The following is an 18,755-nucleotide window of genomic DNA, read 5'->3' as shown; positions in this document are numbered from 1 at the left end:
ATCACACTAAACGAATACCCCTAAACATCAGGCTCGTCAATGCGCAAAATTCACGCCAGTGTCATATTTGTGAGCTAGCTGGTAAATCATTTGTACAAAAATTCTCTGTCAGAACAGCTACCTCAACCACTAAAAAAATAAAAAAAACCGCCTCTGGCGATGAGCCTGAGGCGGCATAATTTACAATTATTTAAGCTTATGGAATGCGTTTCAGCTCTTGTGCGATTGCGGTCGCTTCCTGACTCCAGGCGCTGGCCAGAACTTTCACCATTTCATCGTAGCCATCCTGCGTCTGTACAACTTCGATATGGAACGGACGCTTGATTAATTGCCCCTGGTGATTAAGCAACCATTCACCGCTGACAATCACTTTGCCATCGTAACGTCCGTGAAAGCCTGTCACCGTCACGTTAAGCGTATCCTGGGTGCTTCCCAACGGCTGAGATGCAACGACCCAACCAGGAAGTTGCATACTGAGATTTGCGACAAGGGTATTACGCAACTGCTGATCCAGTGGGCTGGCCCAGAGATTGTTATTCGCTATCACATACTTCACGTCGCTGGTCTGGTACACCACACCATTCCCCGCCAGGTAATCAGGTACTGCAACCTGTTCAACCCACAGCAGGCGGTTGCCCTGATTAGCTGAACTTTGTACCCCCCCTTGCGCAATGGGGAGCTGATAATAGCTTTTATTCTCTCCGCTGGAGCTACATGACGTCAGCCAGACCGCCATCATCACCACTAGCCACTTTTTCATTGTTTCGCCCTCTTCGGCTCTGGATCTTTTTTGTCCTTCGCTTCAAACACCAGCGCGTTACTCTTGTCGTTCAGCGTTTTCAGAACCGGCTGCAGTTCACGCAGTACCTGATCAAGACGCTGCATATCTGCCACCATCTTGTTGTAGGCCGCAGAACCCGGCTGGAAGCCCTGCATGCTGCGATTCAGCTCACGCAACGTATTCTGCATATCCGCAGGAAGCTGCTGCATCGACTGGCTGGACGTGATCTTATTCATGTTATCCAGCGTAGTTTGCAGATGCTTCATCGTGCGCTGGCTTTCCGACAGCGTATTGGTTGCCTGCTCAATCATCGGGTTCAGCGGTAGACTATTAATCTTATCCAACGCTTCCATCAGACGCTGCTGAATCTGCGCCAGACCGCCGCTCACTGTCGGAATAATTTGATAACCATTAAACTCGCGTACTCCTGTAATTGGCGGCTCTTTTGGGTAAAAATCGAGATCGACATACAGCGCGCCGGTCACCAGGTTCCCCGTCTTCAATGACCCTCTCAGTCCACGTTTGAGCAACTCAGCAAGATGAGCACCTACATCGGTGTCTTCACCCAACTGCGCTTTCAGCCGTTCAGGTTCGATACGCACCAGAACAGGAATGCGGTAATCGTTGTTAAATACCTGGCGCATATTTGGCGCAAAGAAAGGCACTTTACTTACGGTACCCAGGCGTATGCCACGGAACTCCAACGGCGCCCCCGGCTGCAGACCACGAATTGAATCCTTGAAGAACATCAGGTAATCAATGTGATCGGTATACAAGGAATCCTGAATACTTTTTTGATCGTCATACAGATTAAAAGAGGAGTGCTGTTCAACCGGTTGGCCTTGTTCCAGCCCTTCCGGTACGTCAAAGCTGACTCCGCCGCCAAACAGCGTGGTGAGCGAGCCCATTTCCACTCGCATACCCGCCGAAGTGAGATCGACGGCAATACCGCTGTCCTTCCAGAAACGGACATTACTGGTTACCAGTCGATCGTTTGGCGCATTGATGAAAAGCTGGTAACTGATCGTACGTTTTTGCGCATCAAACGTGCTGGTCTCAACCGAGCCCACGCGATACCCACGGAACAGAACCGGGTCACCCGGACTCAATTGTCCTGCTTTTTTACTGTCCAGGATCACGCGGATCCCTTTTGCATCAGGCGGTGCCAGCGGTGGAGAATCGAGCAATTGGTAATTTTCCAGCTTGCTGCCTTTATTACCGGGTTGCAGCTCAATATATGCCCCGGACAACAGCGTTCCCAGGCCACTGATACCTTCACGTCCCACTTGCGGCTTCACCACCCAAAAGACCGAATCTTTATGCAGCAGCTTTTCCATCCCGGAATTGAGACGTGCTTTAATCTCCACATGGGTCAAATCATCCGTCAGGGTAGCGCTTTCAACCACGCCGACATCCACACTACGGCTTTTAATCGTCGTTTTACCCCCTTCAATACCTTCGGCATTGGTCGTAATCAACGTGACTTCCGGCCCCTGATGGCTGTAGTGGTAAAACAGAACCCATGCGCCAATGAGTGCAGTGACGATCGGAAATATCCACACGGGCGACCAGTTTTTTACCTTCTGCACTTTGGCTTCCCCACTTTTAGATTCCATGCTATCAGGACTCCTCATGGCCTGGTTCTGGTTCACGGTCCCACGACAGACGTGGATCAAACGTCATCGCAGAAAACATTGTCATAATGACGACTAAAGCAAACATCAAAGCACCCATTGCAGGATAAATGTTCATCAACCCTCCCATACGCACCAGCGCTGAGAGCACCGCAATAACAAAAACGTCGATCATTGACCAGCGACCGACAAATTCCACCACCTCATAAATCAGGTGCATACGTTCGCTGTCGCGTTTGCCATGCCCTTTGGCATCCCAACATAGCCAGGCGATAGCGATCATTTTCAACGTCGGCACCAGAATACTGGCGATAAAGATAACCGCAGCCACAGGATAAGAACCTTCGCTCCAGATTAAAACCACACCCTCAAGGATGGTTGACGGCAGCTTTGACCCGAGCAAATCGGTGATCATAATCGGCAGAATATTGGCGGGAAGATAGAGCATGATCGACGTGAACAGTAATGCCAGTGTCCATTGCAAACTGTTTTTACGACGCACATAGCCTTTCGTTTGACAGCGCGGACACACCAGCTCTTCAGCCGGAAGAATAGCTGTGCAACAGGAGCAGGAACGCAATCCTTGCCGGATACCGGGTACACCTGGCTTTAAGACCTGTTTGATAGCCGGCATCGGCGCAATATCATCCCACAGCCAGCGACGATCAACACACTGGAATGCGCGTAACTGGAGAAGGCAAAAGAAGCACCACGGGATGAAACTACTGCCCACACCGATATCGCCATAGGCCATGAGCTTAACAAAACTGACCAGCACGCCCGCGAGGAAGATTTCCGCCATTCCCCAGCTTTTTAACTGGAACAAGACGCGCGCTAACCGCGCTTTGAGCCGCCCCGGCATCTCAACCCGATTCACCAGCAACAGAATAGTTAGCAGGCAAAACGCAGGAACCAGTTGCACGAAGAGCAAAAAGAAGGTGCCGAGACTGGCATAATCTTCGGAAAAGAGAACACTGGGGATTTCCAGCAATGTCACTTCGCTGCTCACCCCTGCGACGTTCATATTCACAAAGGGAAACAGGTTGGACAAAAGCAGCATGAACAATGCTGCTAACACATAGGCGGTAGGACGCTGCCGTGGCGCGTCCCACTCAACCGTTAACGTAGTGCCACATCGTGGACATGCCGCTTTCTGACCATGCTCAAGGCGAGGAAGCGCCACCAGCATGTCACACTGCGAGCATAAAATATGCTTCGCGGCATGGTGATGTTCGCACATATGTGCTCCTTTAATTATGCGCCATTCTTTAAAGACTCAAGATACTCCCAGCGCTCAAAGGCTTGCTCAAGTTCTTGTTCCGCTTCGTTCAGACTAGCTAATACCTGCTGCGTTTGCTCATGCGGTTGACTGAAAAATGAGGCATCAGCCACCTGAGCTTGTAATGTTTCCAGCTTAGCTTCCAACGCTTCCAGCAATGCAGGAAGCTGCTCCAGTTCGCGCTGTAGTTTATAGCTTAGTTTGCTTGTGCCGCGTTTTACAATTTCTGCTTTAGGTGCAACAGTTTCCTCAGTTTTTTTCTCAACGGGTTGTTTTAACGCCACATACTGTGTTTGTTGGCCACGCGCGTCATGATAACCGCCCACATAACGACCAATCTTGCCGCCACCTTCAAAAATCCAGCACTCGGTAACCGTATTGTCAACAAACTGACGGTCGTGGCTTACCAGCAATACGGTCCCCTGATAACCGTCAATCAACTCTTCGAGCAGTTCCAGCGTTTCGACGTCGAGATCGTTGGTGGGTTCATCGAGAATCAAGAGGTTGCTGGGTTTCAGGAAAAGACGCGCCAACAGCAGGCGGTTGCGTTCCCCGCCAGACAATGCACGTACCGGCGTCATCGCGCGTTTCGGATGGAACAGGAAGTCCTGAAGATAGCCCAGCACATGGCGCGGCTTACCGTTCACCATCACCTCTTGCTTACCTTCGGCAAGGTTATCCATCACGGTTTTATCCGGATCCAGTTCAGCACGGTGCTGGTCGAAATAGGCAACTTCCAGCTTCGTCCCGACGTGGATGCGACCACTGTCAGCCTGCAATTGTCCCAGCATCAGTTTAAGCAGCGTCGTTTTGCCGCAGCCGTTAGGTCCAATTAAGGCAATTTTGTCGCTGCGCTGCACCTGCGCGGAGAAATCTTTTACCAGTTGCTTCCCGTCAACCTGGTAATCAACATTCTCCATTTCGAAGACAATCTTGCCTGAGCGGCTCGCTTCTTCAACCTGCATCTTCGCCGTACCCATCACTTCACGACGCTCACCGCGCTCCCGACGCATGGCCTTCAGCGCACGCACACGACCTTCATTGCGGGTACGACGCGCCTTAATACCCTGACGGATCCAGACTTCTTCCTGCGCCAGTTTGCGGTCAAACTCCGCATTCTGTAGCTCTTCTACCCGCAGCGCTTCTTCTTTTTCCAGCAGGTACTGATCGTAATTACCCGGATAGGTCACCAGCTTGCCGCGATCGAGATCGACAATGCGCGTTGCCATATTGCGAATAAACGAACGGTCGTGGGAGATAAAAATGATCGTGCCGTTAAAGGTTTTCAGGAACCCTTCCAGCCAGTCGATGGTTTCAATATCCAGGTGGTTGGTCGGTTCATCCAGCAGCAATATGCGCGGATTGCTGACTAACGCCCGGCCCAGCGCGGCTTTACGCAGCCAGCCGCCGGAAAGCGATGCCAGCTCCATGTCTGGCTCCAGCCCAAGCTGTTCAAGTACTTCGTTGATACGGCTTTCCAGCTGCCACAGATTGTGGTGATCCAGCTGTTCCTGAACCTTCGCCAGTTCCTGCAGGTTTTTATCACTCGGATCGGTGATCACCAGATGCGAGATATCGTGGTAACGCTTGAGATACACCGCCTGCTCTGCAATGCCTTCCGCAACAAAATCATATACGCTGCCTTCGACATTGCGCGGCGGATCCTGTTGTAGACGAGCAACAACCAGATCCTGCTCATAAATAATACGTCCGTCGTCAAGACCCTGCTCACGGTTCAGGATCTTCATCAGCGTCGATTTGCCCGCACCGTTACGGCCTACCAGACAGACGCGTTCGTTATCCTCGATATGCAATTCTGCATTATCAAGAAGTGGCGCATCGCTGAACGACAGCCATGCACCATGCATACTGATCAATGACATTTATTTTTCCTTTCAGGCTGAGGTAATCAGCCAGCAATTGTGGATCTGACGGTTACGGGCAAAGTCCTGGGAAAGCGTTTTTTGGGTAATTTCTTGTGCTTTCAATCCCAGTTCAGCCAGACCGTCGAGATCCATACGGAATCCACGTTTGTTGTTGGAGAACATAATCGTGCCGTCTTTGCGTAGCAGACGTTTCAGATCTTTCATTAGCGCCAGATGATCGCGCTGCACGTCAAACGAGTCTTCCATACGCTTAGAGTTTGAGAACGTCGGCGGATCAATGAAGATCAGATCAAACTGTTCATTGGCATCACGCAGCCAGCCCAGGCAATCAGCCTGAATTAAGCGGTGTGCACGTCCGCTTAGCCCGTTCAGTCGCAGGTTACGCTCTGCCCATTCCAGATAGGTACGCGACATATCTACCGTTGTAGTGCTGCGCGCGCCACCCAATCCGGCATGTACGCTCGCGCTACCGGTATAGGAGAACAGGTTAAGGAAGTCTTTCCCTTTGCTCATCTGCCCCAACATGCGGCGTGCGATACGGTGATCAAGGAACAGGCCGGTATCCAGATAATCGGTCAGGTTGACCCACAGGCGTGCGTTATACTCGCTCACCTCAATGAACTCTCCCTTCTCGTTCATCTTCTGGTATTGATTCTTCCCTTTCTGACGCTCACGGGTTTTCAGCACCAGTTTGTTCGGCGCAATATCCAGTACCGACAGCGTTGCAGCAATAATATCGAACAGGCGCTGACGTGCTTTCTGCGCATCAACCGTCTTCGGCGGCGCATATTCCTGAACCACAACCCAGTCGCCATAGCGGTCAACCGCAACGTTATATTCCGGCAGATCAGCATCGTACAGGCGATAGCATTCAATCCCTTCCTGACGAGCCCATTTTTCCAACTTCTTAATATTCTTACGCAGGCGGTTGGCATAATCTTCCGCCACTGTTGCAGGTTTACTGTCAGCGGTCGTTTCTGCAACGTGATAGTTTTTCTGTACACAGTCCAGCGGGCCATTTTTCGCTTTAAACTGTTTGTCCGCGCGCAATTGCAGACTGCTGAGCAAATCGGGTGATGCACTGAACAGCGACAGATTCCAGCCGCCAAACTGGTTTTTCATCGTGCGTCCCAGCAGGCTGTGCAGAGCAATCAATGCCGGTTCACTGTCCAGACGCTCGCCGTAGGGTGGGTTGCTGATAACAGTACCGTAAGGTCCTTTCGGCAACGGGTTGCTCAGTTTGGCGACATCTTTGACTTCAAACGTCATCAGATCGGCAATACCGGCACGGCGGGCGTTACTGCGCGCTTTTTCAATCACGCGGGCATCGCTATCTGATCCATAGAAGTGCGAGGTATAGTCCGCCAACCCTTTGCGCGCACGCACCTGTGCTTCAGCTTTCACTTCTTGCCAGACGGTTTCATCATGCTGAGCCCAGCCACTGAACCCCCAGTACCCACGGTGCAGACCAGGCGCGCGATCGGTTGCCCACATTGCGGCTTCAATCAGCAACGTACCGGAACCACACATCGGATCGAGCAGCGGCGTACCCGGCTGCCAGCCTGAACGCATCACAATGGCGGCCGCCAGCGTCTCTTTAATCGGTGCCTGACCCGCACGATCACGATAACCACGCTGATGCAGGCCGTCTCCGCTCAGATCGAGCGCGATGCTGGCAGTATCTTTGTTCAGCCAAACGTTAATGCGCAGATCGGGTGATTCACGATCTACGTTCGGACGCGGCAGGTTTTTACGAGTAAAGGCATCGACAATCGCATCCTTTACTTTCAGTGCACCGTACTGGCTATTACGAATCGTCTCGTTCAGCCCGCTAAAATGCACGGCAAAGGTGGCTCCAGGATTAAATATCTCTGTCCAGTCGATTGCCTGAACACCGAGGTACAGATCAAGATCGCTATAGACCTTGCACTCTCCCATCGGCAGGATAATGCGCGAGGCCAGGCGGCTCCACATCAGGCTCTGGTAAACAAGCCGCGTGTCGCCCTTAAAATGGACCCCACCCTGAACGACCTGACACTCCAATGCGCCGAGGTTTTCCAGTTCAGTTTTTAACAGCTCTTCCAGCCCGCGGGCCGTACTGGCAAACAGAGAATTCATAATGTCACTTTTACTCCGAGAAAATTGCTGCGCATTATAGCTAATATGGGCTGTATGTCATAAAGTTGAAGGCTTATTTTCATTCGAGGGGCTGTACAGTGGTCACGTTAACCCGACTTTTTATCCATCCGGTTAAATCAATGCGCGGCATTGGGCTAACGCACGCCCTGGCAGATATCAGCGGCCTTGCCTTTGATCGCATATTTATGATCACTGAACCTGACGGAACGTTCATCACCGCCCGACAGTTCCCGCAAATGGTCCGTTTTACCCCGTCGCCATTCCATGACGGCCTACATCTTACCGCGCCAGACGGCAGCAGTGCGTTAGTGCGCTTTGCCGACTTCTCCACGCAGGATGCACCTACAGAAGTGTGGGGAAACCATTTTACCGCACGGGTCGCACCAGCGGATATCAATCGCTGGATCAGTGGTTTCTTTTCCCGTGATGTGCAGTTACGTTGGGTTGGCCCACAACTGACGCGTCGGGTAAAGCGGCACGATGGCGTACCGTTATCTTTTGCCGATGGTTTTCCCTATCTCCTGACAAACGAGGCCTCTCTGCGCGATCTGCAGCAGCGCTGCCCGGCCAGCATCAAAATGGAACAGTTTCGCCCCAACCTGGTGGTTGTAGGTGCTAGCGCCTGGGAAGAAGATACCTGGAAAGTGATACGCATCGGCGACGTTATCTTTGACGTGGCTAAACCCTGTAGTCGCTGTATTTTCACTACCGTCAGCCCAGAGAAAGGTCAGAAACATCCATCCGGAGAGCCACTGGCAACGCTGCAAACCTTTCGTACAGCGCCAGACAACGGTGATGTCGATTTCGGCCAAAATCTCATCGCCCGTAATAGCGGCGTAATTCGTGTAGGTGATGAAGTAGAAATACTGGCAACCGGACCCGCCCGGCTGTACGGCGCGGCGGAATCTGATGATACCGCTTTGCAACAACAACCCGATGCAACAGTGATGATTGACTGGCAAGGTCAAACGTTTCGCGGAAATAATCAGCAGGTATTGCTGGAACAACTGGAAAACCAGGGGATCCGTGTTCCCTACTCGTGTCGTGCGGGAATTTGTGGATGCTGCCGGATTCGGCTGGTAGAAGGCGAAGTCAGCCCACTGAAAAAATCAGCGATTGGCGATGACGGAACGATTCTTTGCTGCAGTTGTGTACCCAAAACGGCAATCAGGCTGGAAAGTTAGACCGCCTGCTCAAGGCTGAAACTGTCGACAATTGCCTGCGGTTTCAGTCTGTCATTCATGATTTTAATCGCATCGCCAAGTTGCATGGTGCGACCGGCAATGACCACGCCCGGCTGTGCAAGCAAACACAGTGCGGCATTTTCACCCGGCTCTACCACTAACAGATTTACCTGTTCTTCAGTATCGCTTAAATAAACACAGGCAGCGTCACCGACCACTGGCGACCAGTTCGCGCCGTGCGCTACAAAGTGCCAGCTTTTTGGCATTTGCGGTTTAAGATACCGAATCGCCACCAGCGCATTTAACACCAGTTCCGCTTTTTGTTCTTTAGCTAAATCCAGGTAACGGCATTTTTCTTCGAAGGAGAAATAAAGCGCAGCGTCATCGACACAAAAACCAGACGGAGAAAATGCATCAGGCGTGAGCATTTTACGCGCAAAACGCGAGCGGAATAACATGCCATTGGCTAAATCGAGCATCATTCGATCGTGCTCTTCATCATAATACCAGCGCCAGTTATCGTCGGGTTTAATTCGCATCAGTTTCTCTCCTTTCCTTAATCATCGCCATTACGACACTATCCTTTTGCCGCTTCGTTTATTGCCCTAATAATAAAAGCTCAGAATGTTTAAATAAGCAACAGTAAAGGAATATAAAACAACCAGGGCTAGAAATAAAGCCCTGGTTGTCGGATTAAGGCATAGATCAGATATTGCTGACGATTTCTTTAATCAACGGCGGACCTTTAAAAATAAATCCCGAATAAATCTGTACCAGTGAAGCACCGGCAGCCATTTTTTCCCGTGCGGCAATCACCGAGTCGATCCCGCCAACACCAATAATCGGCAACTGCCCTTTTAATTCCTGAGACAACTGACGAATAATTTCTGTACTTTTTAATTGCAATGGTCGGCCGCTCAAACCACCCATTTGGTCACAATTCTTCATTCCCTGAACAAGGGAGCGATCAAGGGTGGTATTTGTGGCAATAACGCCATCAATATTATGACGAACCAAACTGTCGGCAACCTGGATCAGTTCTTCCACAGAAAGATCCGGCGCGATCTTTACCGCCACCGGCACATATTTATGGTGGATCGCCTGGAGATCGTTTTGCTTATTTTTAATAGCCGTAAGCAGATCATCCAGAGCCTCGCCGTATTGTAGCGTGCGTAATCCCGGCGTATTCGGTGAAGAGATATTAATCGCGATATAACCGGCGTAAGCATAGACTTTTTCCATACAAATCAGATAGTCATCTTTGCCATTCTCTACCGGGGTGTCTTTATTCTTACCAATATTAATCCCCAGAATACCGTCAAAATGCGATTTTTTGACGTTCTCCACCAGGTTATCAACGCCCAGGTTATTAAACCCCATATGGTTGATCAAACCTTCTGCATCAACCAGACGGAACAGACGTGGTTTATCGTTACCCGGCTGCGGACGCGGCGTCACAGTACCGATTTCAATTGAGCCGAATCCCATCGCCCCAAGTGCATCAATGCACTCCCCGTCTTTATCCAGTCCGGCAGCAAGACCGAGCGGGTTTTTAAACGTCAGCCCCATACAGGTAACCGGTTTTGCGGGTACTTTCTGCCGGACAAGCGCTTCAAGCGGCGTGCCGGTAATGCGACGTAATTGCTGGAATGTCAATTCATGAGCGCGCTCAGGATCGAGCTGAAAAAGGGCTTTACGAACGAAGGGGTAGTACATGAACTCTCCTGGATTCCCGGTGTGCAAACCGGGGGCGTATTATGTGCGATCGTGAGCAAAAAGGGAATTGACCTGCGGCAATAAATAGCAATCGTTTTCCTCACCCCTGCTTTTTACACCCTAAATAATTCGAGTTGCAGGACAAACGCATTAGCGTTTTGAACAGCGCTTGCGCTGGCCCCGAAGGGGCGAGGCCAAAGGCCGAGTAAAGCCAACGCACATGCAACTTGAAGTATGACGGGTATATTTATTTTTCAACTTTTCTATCCCGTATAAATCATTTCGATAAACAAAGCCCCTCTGCCAGACTGCACAAATTGTTATCAATGTTAATTAAAAGCAAACAATTAGTTATAAGCGGAGATTGAAATTATGCGCGTCATCACTCTGGCGGGAAGCCCACGCTTTCCCTCTCGCTCCAGCGCGTTACTGGAATATGCCCGAGAAAAACTGAACGGTCAGGATGTCGAAGTCTTTCACTGGAACCTGCACAATTTTGCCCCGGAAGATCTGATCTATGCCCGTTTTGATAGTCCGGCGCTGAAGACATTTATTGAACAACTGCAGGATGCAGACGGGCTGATTGTCGCCACGCCGGTCTACAAAGCCGCATACTCTGGCGCATTGAAAACACTGCTCGATCTACTCCCCGAACGGGCACTGGAAGGAAAAGTGGTGTTGCCGCTGGCAACCGGGGGGACCGTTGCACACTTACTGGCGGTCGATTATGCATTGAAACCGGTACTAAGTGCGTTAAAGGCCCAGGAGATCCTGCACGGTGTGTTTGCTGATGACTCGCAGGTCATTGATTATCAGCATAAACCTCAGTTCACCCCCAACCTGCAATTGCGCCTGGATGGCGCGCTCGAGACCTTCTGGCTGGCGTTGCATCGTCGCGACGTGCAACTCCCTCAATTGAATGCTTTGCGAGGTGCCGCCCATGCTTAATCTGCTCAAGCGTCACACGCCGTGGCTGGCGTTAACCGGATTGCTGTCACTTTCAACGCTCGCCCATGCCGCAGAGTCTGCACCAGACGCGCTGCGCATAGGCTACCAGAAAGGAAGCGTCAGCATGGTGCTGGCTAAAAGCCATCAACTACTGGAGAAACGCTACCCACAGACCAAAATCTCGTGGATTGAGTTCCCGGCAGGGCCACAAATGCTGGAAGCGCTCAATATCGGCAGTATTGATCTCGGCAGTACGGGTGATATACCGCCGATTTTCGCCCAGGCCGCAGGGGCAGATCTCGTTTATGTGGGCGTCGAGCCGCCCAAACCGAAAGCCGAAGTGATTCTGGTGCCCAAAAACAGTCCCATCCAGAGCGTGGCACAGCTTAAAGGGCATAAAGTCGCTTTCCAGAAAGGTTCCAGCGCCCACAATTTACTGCTCCGTGCGCTGCAACAGGCTGGACTGAAATTTACCGATATTCAACCGACTTATCTGACCCCCGCCGATGCGCGAGCGGCCTTCCAGCAAGGAAACGTTGATGCATGGGCTATCTGGGATCCCTACTACTCTGCCGCGCTACTGCAAGGTGATGTGCGCGTGCTGAAAGACGGTTCAGACCTCAAACAGACCGGTTCGTTTTATCTCGCCGCACGTCCTTATGCCGAGAAAAATAGCGCATTTGTGCTTGGCGCGCTGGATACCTTTAGCCAGGCCGATGCGTTAACCCTCAGCCAACGCCAGCAAAGTATTACCCTGCTGGCTAAAACCATGGGCCTGCCCGAGCCGGTAATTGCCTCTTATCTGGATCACCGCCCGCCAACCACCATTACCCCCGTCAGCGCCTCTGTTGCTGCGCTACAGCAACAAACCGCCGATCTGTTTTATGACAACCGGTTGCTGCCGAAAAAAATCGATATTCGCCAGCGTATCTGGCAACCCACTCAGCAGGCAGGAGAAAAATTATGAGTCTGAACATGTTCTGGTTTTTACCCACCCACGGCGACGGTCATTATCTGGGGACGGAGGAAGGTTCACGTCCGGTCGATCACGACTATCTGCAACAAATCGCGCAAACAGCCGATCGTCTGGGATTTACCGGCGTTCTCATCCCAACCGGTCGCTCCTGCGAAGATGCCTGGCTGGTCGCCGCCGCCATGATCCCGGTCACCCAGCGATTAAAGTTTCTGGTCGCGCTGCGTCCAAGCGTAACCTCGCCGACGGTTGCCGCGCGCCAGGCCGCCACGCTCGACAGACTCTCTAACGGCCGGGCGTTATTTAACCTGGTGACCGGTAGCGATCCACAGGAGCTGGCGGGTGACGGCGTATTTCTCGATCACACCGAGCGCTATGAAGCCTCTGCTGAATTTACTCAGATCTGGCGGCGCTTACTGCAAGGTGAAACCGTGGATTTCAACGGCAAACATATTCATGTCCGCGGCGCGAAGCTCTTTTTCCCTCCCGTGCAACAACCCCGGCCACCGCTTTATTTCGGTGGCTCGTCCGATGTCGCACAAGACCTTGCTGCCGAGCAGGTTGATCTCTATCTGACCTGGGGCGAGCCGCCTGAGCAAGTGAAAGAGAAAATTGAACAGGTGCGGGCCAAAGCAGCAGCGCTCGGCCGCAAGATCCGCTTTGGTATTCGTCTGCATGTGATCGTGCGGGAAACAACACAAGAGGCATGGCAGGCCGCGGATCGCCTGATAGCCCATCTGGATGACGACACCATTGCCAAAGCCCAGGCCGCCTTCTCAAGAACAGATTCGGTTGGCCAGCAGCGAATGGCGGCACTGCACAACGGTAAACGCGACAAACTGGAAATCAGTCCGAACCTGTGGGCAGGCGTCGGACTGGTGCGCGGTGGCGCAGGTACTGCGCTGGTCGGAGATGGGCCTACGGTCGCGGCGCGTATTAACGAGTATGCCGCGCTGGGAATCGACAGCTTTGTGTTGTCCGGGTATCCGCATCTGGAAGAGGCATACAAAGTTGGTGAACTGCTGTTCCCACATCTGGATGTCGCTATACCCGAAATTCCACAACCACAGCGCCTGCACCAACAAGGCGAAGCGGTGGCGAACGAATTTATCCCGCGTAAAGCTGCACAAAGCTAAGGAGCTGGCTAATGGCAACACCGAAAAACAGGTGGTTATTGCGCCTCGCGCCCTGGTTTTTACCGCTGGGTCTGGTGGTGGTCTGGCAGTTCGCATCCACAATGGGCTGGCTCTCCACCCGCATCCTGCCCTCCCCGGAGGGTGTTATTGAAGCCTTCTGGACGCTTTCCGCCAGCGGCGAGCTTTGGCAGCATCTGGCGATCAGCGCCTGGCGCGCGCTGGTCGGATTCTCCATTGGTGGATCGATTGGCCTGACGCTGGGACTGATTAGCGGCCTTTCACGTTGGGGAGAACGCCTGCTGGATACGTCGGTGCAGATGCTGCGTAACGTACCGCATCTGGCGCTGATCCCGCTGGTGATTTTATGGTTCGGCATTGATGAATCTGCCAAGATTTTTCTCGTCGCCCTGGGCACGCTGTTCCCGATCTACATCAACACCTGGCACGGGATCCGCAATATCGATCGCGGCCTGGTGGAGATGGCACGCAGCTATGGATTGTCCGGCTTTTCACTGTTTATCCATGTGCTCCTCCCCGGCGCTCTGCCCTCGATTATGGTTGGCGTACGCTTCGCCCTTGGGCTGATGTGGCTGACGCTTATCGTTGCGGAAACCATTTCAGCCAATGCCGGTATTGGCTATCTGGCGATGAATGCCCGCGAATTTCTGCAAACCGATGTGGTCGTGGTGGCCATTATTCTCTACGCCCTGCTCGGCAAACTTGCCGACGTCAGCGCCCAATTGCTGGAGCGGGTCTGGCTGCGCTGGAACCCGGCTTACCATGTGAAGGAGGCTACCGTATGAATACCGCTCGCTTGAACCAGGGTACCCCGCTTTTACTGAGCGCCGTGACAAAAAAATACGCCGCCAATACGGTGCTGAATCAATTGGATCTGCATATTCCGGCGGGGCAATTTGTCGCCGTGGTGGGCCGCAGCGGCGGAGGTAAAAGCACGTTACTGCGTCTGTTGGCAGGACTGGAGTCTCCCACCTCAGGCGCATTACTTGCCGGAACCACCCCGTTGGCAGAGATTCAGGATGATACGCGCATGATGTTTCAGGATGCGCGTCTGCTGCCATGGAAAACGGTTATTGATAACGTTGGTCTGGGGCTGAAAGGCCAATGGCGCGATGCGGCCCGTGATGCGCTGGCCGCTGTTGGCCTGGAAAACCGGGCGGAGGAATGGCCTGCCGCTCTTTCCGGCGGGCAAAAACAGCGAGTGGCCCTCGCACGGGCATTAATTCACCGCCCTGGCCTGCTTCTACTGGATGAACCGCTCGGCGCGCTGGATGCGTTAACCCGTCTTGAGATGCAGGATCTGATTGTCTCTTTATGGCAAGAGCACGGCTTTACCGTACTGCTGGTCACCCATGACGTTAGTGAAGCGGTGGCAATGGCCGATCGCGTTTTGCTGATTGAGGACGGAAAAATCGGGCTGGATTTAACGGTGGATATTGCACGACCACGTCGGATTGGTTCGGCGCGTCTGGCAGAACTGGAGGCAGAAGTGTTGAATCGGGTGATGCAGCGTGGCGAGGCAGAACAGTCAATCCGACTGCATGGATAAACATTCAGGACGTTGTAGGCCCGGTAAGTATGAGCGCCACCGGGCATTTTGCCGGATAACGGCGTTACCGCCTTATCCGGCCTACAAAACTACAGGTCAACGTCTCAGGCTAACGCTTTGGTAATTTTCTCAAACAGGTCGCCGGAGAGATTTTCCAGACCTTTCAGCTGTTCCAGCGCCGCACGCATCTTCGCCTGACGTTTTGCATCATAGCGTTTTAGGCGAATCAGCGGCTCAATCAAACGAGATGCCACCTGAGGATTTCGGCTGTTCAGTTCGGTCAACATGTCGACCAGGAACTGATAGCCGCTACCATCTTCCGCATGGAATGCCGCCGGGTTACTACCCGCAAAGGCACCAATCAGAGAACGAATACGGTTCGGGTTGCTCATACTGAAGGAGCGATGCTTCAACAGGCCACGTACCGTCTCCAGCACGTTATCTGCCGGGCTGGTAGATTGCAGGATAAACCATTTATCCATCACCAGACCGTCATGATGCCATTTGTCGTCGTATTCCTGCATCAGCGCGTCACGACACGGCAACTGTGCTGCGACCGCCGCAGACAGCGCTGCCAGCGCATCAGTCATGTTATTCGCTTCACGGTATTGCTTGCTCACCAGGGCGTCTGCCAGTTGGGTTTCCCCAAAAGCCAGGAAGCGCAGGCAGGCATTGCGCAGCGTACGTTTGCCAATATCGGCATGCTCAACGCGATACTCATCGAGATGATTGGCGTTATAAATAGCCAGGAATTCATCTGCCAGTTCAGCAGCCAGCGTGCGGGTTAACGCTTCACGTACCTCAGCGATCGCCACCGGATCGATAATCTCAAACAGCTCAGCTATCTCGTTGACGGAAGGCAGCGTCAGGATCTCTGCCGCCAGTGCCGGATCGATTTTCTCATCGAGCAGAATCGCACGGAATGCGTCAGCAACGTGTACCGGCAGTGACAGCGGCTGCCCCTGCTGATGTCGGGCAACATTCAGCTTAATATAGGTCGCCAACAGGCTCTGAGCCGCATCCCAACGAGAGAAATCATTGCGGGCATGACGCATCAGAAAGGTCAGTTGCTGGTCGCTCCATTTATATTCCAGTTTCACCGGCGCTGAGAACTCACACAGCAGTGCCGGAACCGGCTGGAAATAAACGTTATCGAAAACAAACGTCTGCTCTGCCTGGGTCACGTTGAGTACGGAATTCACCGGGTGACCGCCTTTTTGTAGCGGGATCACTTTGCCTTCGTTGTCATACAACTCAAGGGCAAAAGGAATATGCAAGGGCTGCTTTTCAGCCTGATCCGGCGTGGCTGGCGTACGCTGGCTGATAGTCAGCGTATATTGTTCCGTTGTCGGATTATAGTCATCACGCACAGTCAGTATCGGCGTACCGGACTGGCTGTACCAGCGGCGGAAATGTGAAAGGTCAACGTTCGACGCATCTTCCATCGCCTGCACAAAATCATCACAGGTCGCGGCGCTACCATCATGACGTTCAAAGTAAAGCTGCATTCCCTTCTGGAAATTCGCTTCCCCCAGTAAGGTATGGATCATACGAATCACTTCAGCGCCCTTTTCGTACACGGTCAGGGTGTAGAAGTTGTTCATTTCAATGACCATATCCGGGCGAATTGGGTGCGCCATCGGGCTGGCGTCTTCAGCAAACTGCATGCCGCGCATGGTACGCACGTTGCTAATACGGTTTACCGCGCGAGAGCCAAGATCAGAGCTAAATTCCTGATCACGGAATACGGTTAACCCTTCTTTCAGGCTTAACTGGAACCAGTCACGACAAGTGACGCGGTTGCCGGTCCAGTTATGAAAATATTCGTGACCGATAACGCGCTCAATATCGAGATAGTCTTTGTCGGTGGCAGTATCGGTACGCGCCAGCACGTATTTGGAGTTAAAGATGTTCAGACCTTTATTCTCCATCGCCCCCATATTAAAGAAGTCCACGGCGACGATCATGTAGATATCGAGGTCATACTCCAGACCAAAACGCTCTTCATCCCATTTCATGGAATTTTTCAGCGACGTCATCGCCCATGGCGCACGGTCCAGGTTGCCGCGGTCTACATATAATTCCAGCGCAACTTCACGCCCGGAGCGGGTCGTAAAGGTATCGCTCAGCACGTCGAAATCACCGGCGACCAGCGCGAACAGATAGCACGGTTTCGGGAATGGATCCTGCCACTGCACCCAGTGGCGACCATTTTCCAGTTCGCCCTGTGCAACACGGTTACCGTTGGAGAGCAGGAATGGATACCGGGTTTTATCGGCAATAATTTTGGTGGTAAAACGCGCCAGCACGTCCGGCCTGTCGAGATACCAGGTAATATGGCGAAACCCTTCCGCTTCGCACTGCGTACAGAGCGCATCGCCGGACTGATACAGCCCTTCCAGTGCGGTGTTAGCTGCTGGGCTGATTTCATTAACGATACGCAGCGTAAAACGTTCCGGCAGGTGGCTGATGACCAGAGCACCCTCTTCTTCTTTATATTCTGTCCACGGTTCATCGTTCACGTGGATTGACACCAGGGTCAGATCTTCACCATTCAGGCGAAGGGGAGCATCAGACGCACCATGACGGACAGCCTGGCTCACTGCGGTGACCACGGTTTTTTCAGCATCCAGGTCAAAGGTCAAGTCAATATCAGTAATCTGGTAATCCGGTGCACGATAGTCGTGACGGTATTTGGCTTGTGGCTGTTGTGTCATAAAAAACCTTTAGCATCTTTTGTAGAGTCTCGGCTTCAGTCTATTCCTGTTGCGTAAATCGCGCTACGCAGAATGTTCATCTTTTCAGGCACAAACACCCTTTTTGCTACATTTTAATAATATGTACTCATAGTTTTTAAAATCGATAAAGATCGTCCAGGAGCGCATAAAACAAGGGATGAGCGAGATCGATGAAAGTCAGAGTTAATGAACTTTAACGAACTTCACAGACCACTTTTGCCCCATCCATGCCCCATGGCTGAATTTAGCTAACACCAGGAACCATCCATGTTCCAGAACAAATCAGCAATATAATTCCGTCGAGCATGCCCCATAAACGTCATTGCTCTAGCTTATCCCTTGACAGATAAAACGCATTCGGTATAAATACTGTATGTTTATACAGTAAAAAGGCAATAGACAATGTTCGTGGAACTCGTTTATGACAAAAGGAATTTTGATGGTCTGCCCGGTGCAAAAGACATCATTCTGGGCGAATTGACTAAGAGGGTTCACCATATTTTCCCGGATGCTGATGTCCGGGTAAAACCGATGATGACACTGCCGGCGATCAACACTGACGCCAGCAAGCATGAGAAAGAACAGATAAGCCGTACTGTTCAGGAAATGTTTGAAGAGGCTGAGTTCTGGCTGGTTTCAGACTAAGCAATGGCGCTGCTGTCCTGGATAAATATAATCTGCGACGACTGGTGGCTATTTGTTGCCAATCGCCGCAACTACTCCTGTCAGAGCTTCGCATTCAATCAGGTTCACTGTGAGCTACCCATATTCTTT

General features: G+C 52.1%; 15 protein-coding genes. 7 read left to right on the top strand and 8 right to left on the bottom strand.

The genetic code is table 11. The features are described 5' to 3' along the window. Positions 1-196: 196 nt before the first annotated feature. The 5 genes from pqiC to rlmKL are packed head-to-tail and all read right to left on the bottom strand — an operon-like array spanning position 197 to position 7,698. Positions 197-760: a membrane integrity-associated transporter subunit PqiC gene (gene pqiC, locus NNO08_RS19920; protein WP_137382849.1), complete on the bottom strand. Its 564-nt coding sequence runs from the start codon at positions 758-760 to the stop codon at positions 197-199. Next, entirely contained in the window at positions 757-2,397 is a 1,641-nt protein-coding gene (gene pqiB / locus NNO08_RS19915) for an intermembrane transport protein PqiB (RefSeq protein WP_137382848.1), read from the bottom strand. Before pqiB ends, pqiC begins: the two co-directional genes overlap by 4 nt. A 4-nt stretch (positions 2,398-2,401) precedes the next feature. Further along, positions 2,402-3,655, bottom strand: a complete 1,254-nt coding sequence (gene pqiA / locus NNO08_RS19910) for a membrane integrity-associated transporter subunit PqiA (RefSeq protein ID WP_271457408.1) — start codon at positions 3,653-3,655, stop codon at positions 2,402-2,404. A 14-nt stretch (positions 3,656-3,669) separates the two neighbouring features. Continuing rightward, complete coding sequence (locus NNO08_RS19905) at positions 3,670-5,577, bottom strand: ABC transporter ATP-binding protein (protein ID WP_271457407.1); 1,908 nt, start codon at positions 5,575-5,577, stop codon at positions 3,670-3,672. Between the two features lie 12 nt (positions 5,578-5,589). Continuing rightward, positions 5,590-7,698, bottom strand: a complete 2,109-nt coding sequence (gene rlmKL, locus NNO08_RS19900) for a bifunctional 23S rRNA (guanine(2069)-N(7))-methyltransferase RlmK/23S rRNA (guanine(2445)-N(2))-methyltransferase RlmL (RefSeq protein WP_271442108.1) — start codon at positions 7,696-7,698, stop codon at positions 5,590-5,592. A gap of 98 nt (positions 7,699-7,796) precedes the next feature. Here rlmKL and NNO08_RS19895 point away from each other — a divergent pair, with 98 nt between their 5' ends. After that, positions 7,797-8,903 carry a YcbX family protein gene (locus NNO08_RS19895; protein ID WP_271457406.1) on the top strand — a complete coding sequence of 369 codons (1,107 nt, stop codon included), beginning with the start codon at positions 7,797-7,799 and terminating at the stop codon, positions 8,901-8,903. Here the strand turns inward: NNO08_RS19895 and zapC are convergent. Together zapC and pyrD are read right to left on the bottom strand one after the other, a co-directional pair. Then, positions 8,900-9,442 carry a cell division protein ZapC gene (gene zapC / locus NNO08_RS19890; protein ID WP_271442110.1) on the bottom strand — a complete coding sequence of 181 codons (543 nt, stop codon included), beginning with the start codon at positions 9,440-9,442 and terminating at the stop codon, positions 8,900-8,902. The genes NNO08_RS19895 and zapC overlap by 4 nt on opposite strands. Positions 9,443-9,608: 166 nt before the next feature. Beyond that, positions 9,609-10,619: a quinone-dependent dihydroorotate dehydrogenase gene (pyrD, locus tag NNO08_RS19885; RefSeq protein ID WP_271457405.1), complete on the bottom strand. Its 1,011-nt coding sequence runs from the start codon at positions 10,617-10,619 to the stop codon at positions 9,609-9,611. Between the two features lie 372 nt (positions 10,620-10,991). Between pyrD and ssuE the strand changes: the two genes are divergently transcribed. From ssuE to ssuB, 5 genes are read left to right on the top strand one after another with little or no spacing between them, the layout of a single operon-like run. Next, positions 10,992-11,567, top strand: a complete 576-nt coding sequence (gene ssuE / locus NNO08_RS19880; protein ID WP_271457404.1) for an NADPH-dependent FMN reductase — start codon at positions 10,992-10,994, stop codon at positions 11,565-11,567. Further along, positions 11,560-12,534, top strand: coding sequence for a sulfonate ABC transporter substrate-binding protein (locus NNO08_RS19875; protein WP_271457403.1), 975 nt, complete (start codon positions 11,560-11,562; stop codon positions 12,532-12,534). The genes ssuE and NNO08_RS19875 overlap by 8 nt, the downstream gene beginning before the upstream one ends. Further along, the gene (gene ssuD / locus NNO08_RS19870) at positions 12,531-13,676 is read left to right on the top strand and encodes an FMNH2-dependent alkanesulfonate monooxygenase (RefSeq protein ID WP_271457402.1); all 1,146 of its coding nucleotides are present in this window, start codon (positions 12,531-12,533) and stop codon (positions 13,674-13,676) included. The genes NNO08_RS19875 and ssuD overlap by 4 nt, the downstream gene beginning before the upstream one ends. Positions 13,677-13,687: 11 nt before the next feature. Next, positions 13,688-14,479: an aliphatic sulfonate ABC transporter permease SsuC gene (gene ssuC, locus NNO08_RS19865; RefSeq protein ID WP_271457401.1), complete on the top strand. Its 792-nt coding sequence runs from the start codon at positions 13,688-13,690 to the stop codon at positions 14,477-14,479. Further along, complete coding sequence (gene ssuB, locus NNO08_RS19860; RefSeq protein ID WP_271457400.1) at positions 14,476-15,243, top strand: aliphatic sulfonates ABC transporter ATP-binding protein; 768 nt, start codon at positions 14,476-14,478, stop codon at positions 15,241-15,243. The genes ssuC and ssuB overlap by 4 nt, the downstream gene beginning before the upstream one ends. A 104-nt stretch (positions 15,244-15,347) precedes the next feature. Here ssuB and pepN read toward each other — a convergent pair whose 3' ends face one another. Continuing rightward, on the bottom strand, positions 15,348-17,960 hold the full coding sequence (pepN, locus tag NNO08_RS19855; protein WP_271457399.1) for an aminopeptidase N: 2,613 nt from the start codon (positions 17,958-17,960) through the stop codon (positions 15,348-15,350). Between the two features lie 423 nt (positions 17,961-18,383). Between pepN and NNO08_RS19850 the strand changes: the two genes are divergently transcribed. Beyond that, positions 18,384-18,626: a DinI family protein gene (locus NNO08_RS19850; protein WP_271457398.1), complete on the top strand. Its 243-nt coding sequence runs from the start codon at positions 18,384-18,386 to the stop codon at positions 18,624-18,626. Positions 18,627-18,755: the final 129 nt, after the last annotated feature.

Source organism: Citrobacter sp. Igbk 17 (genome assembly GCF_028069775.1).
Lineage (GTDB): Bacteria > Pseudomonadota > Gammaproteobacteria > Enterobacterales > Enterobacteriaceae > Citrobacter.
Note: the sequence above shows the minus strand (reverse complement) of the source record. Positions and strands in the feature narration are given on the sequence as shown.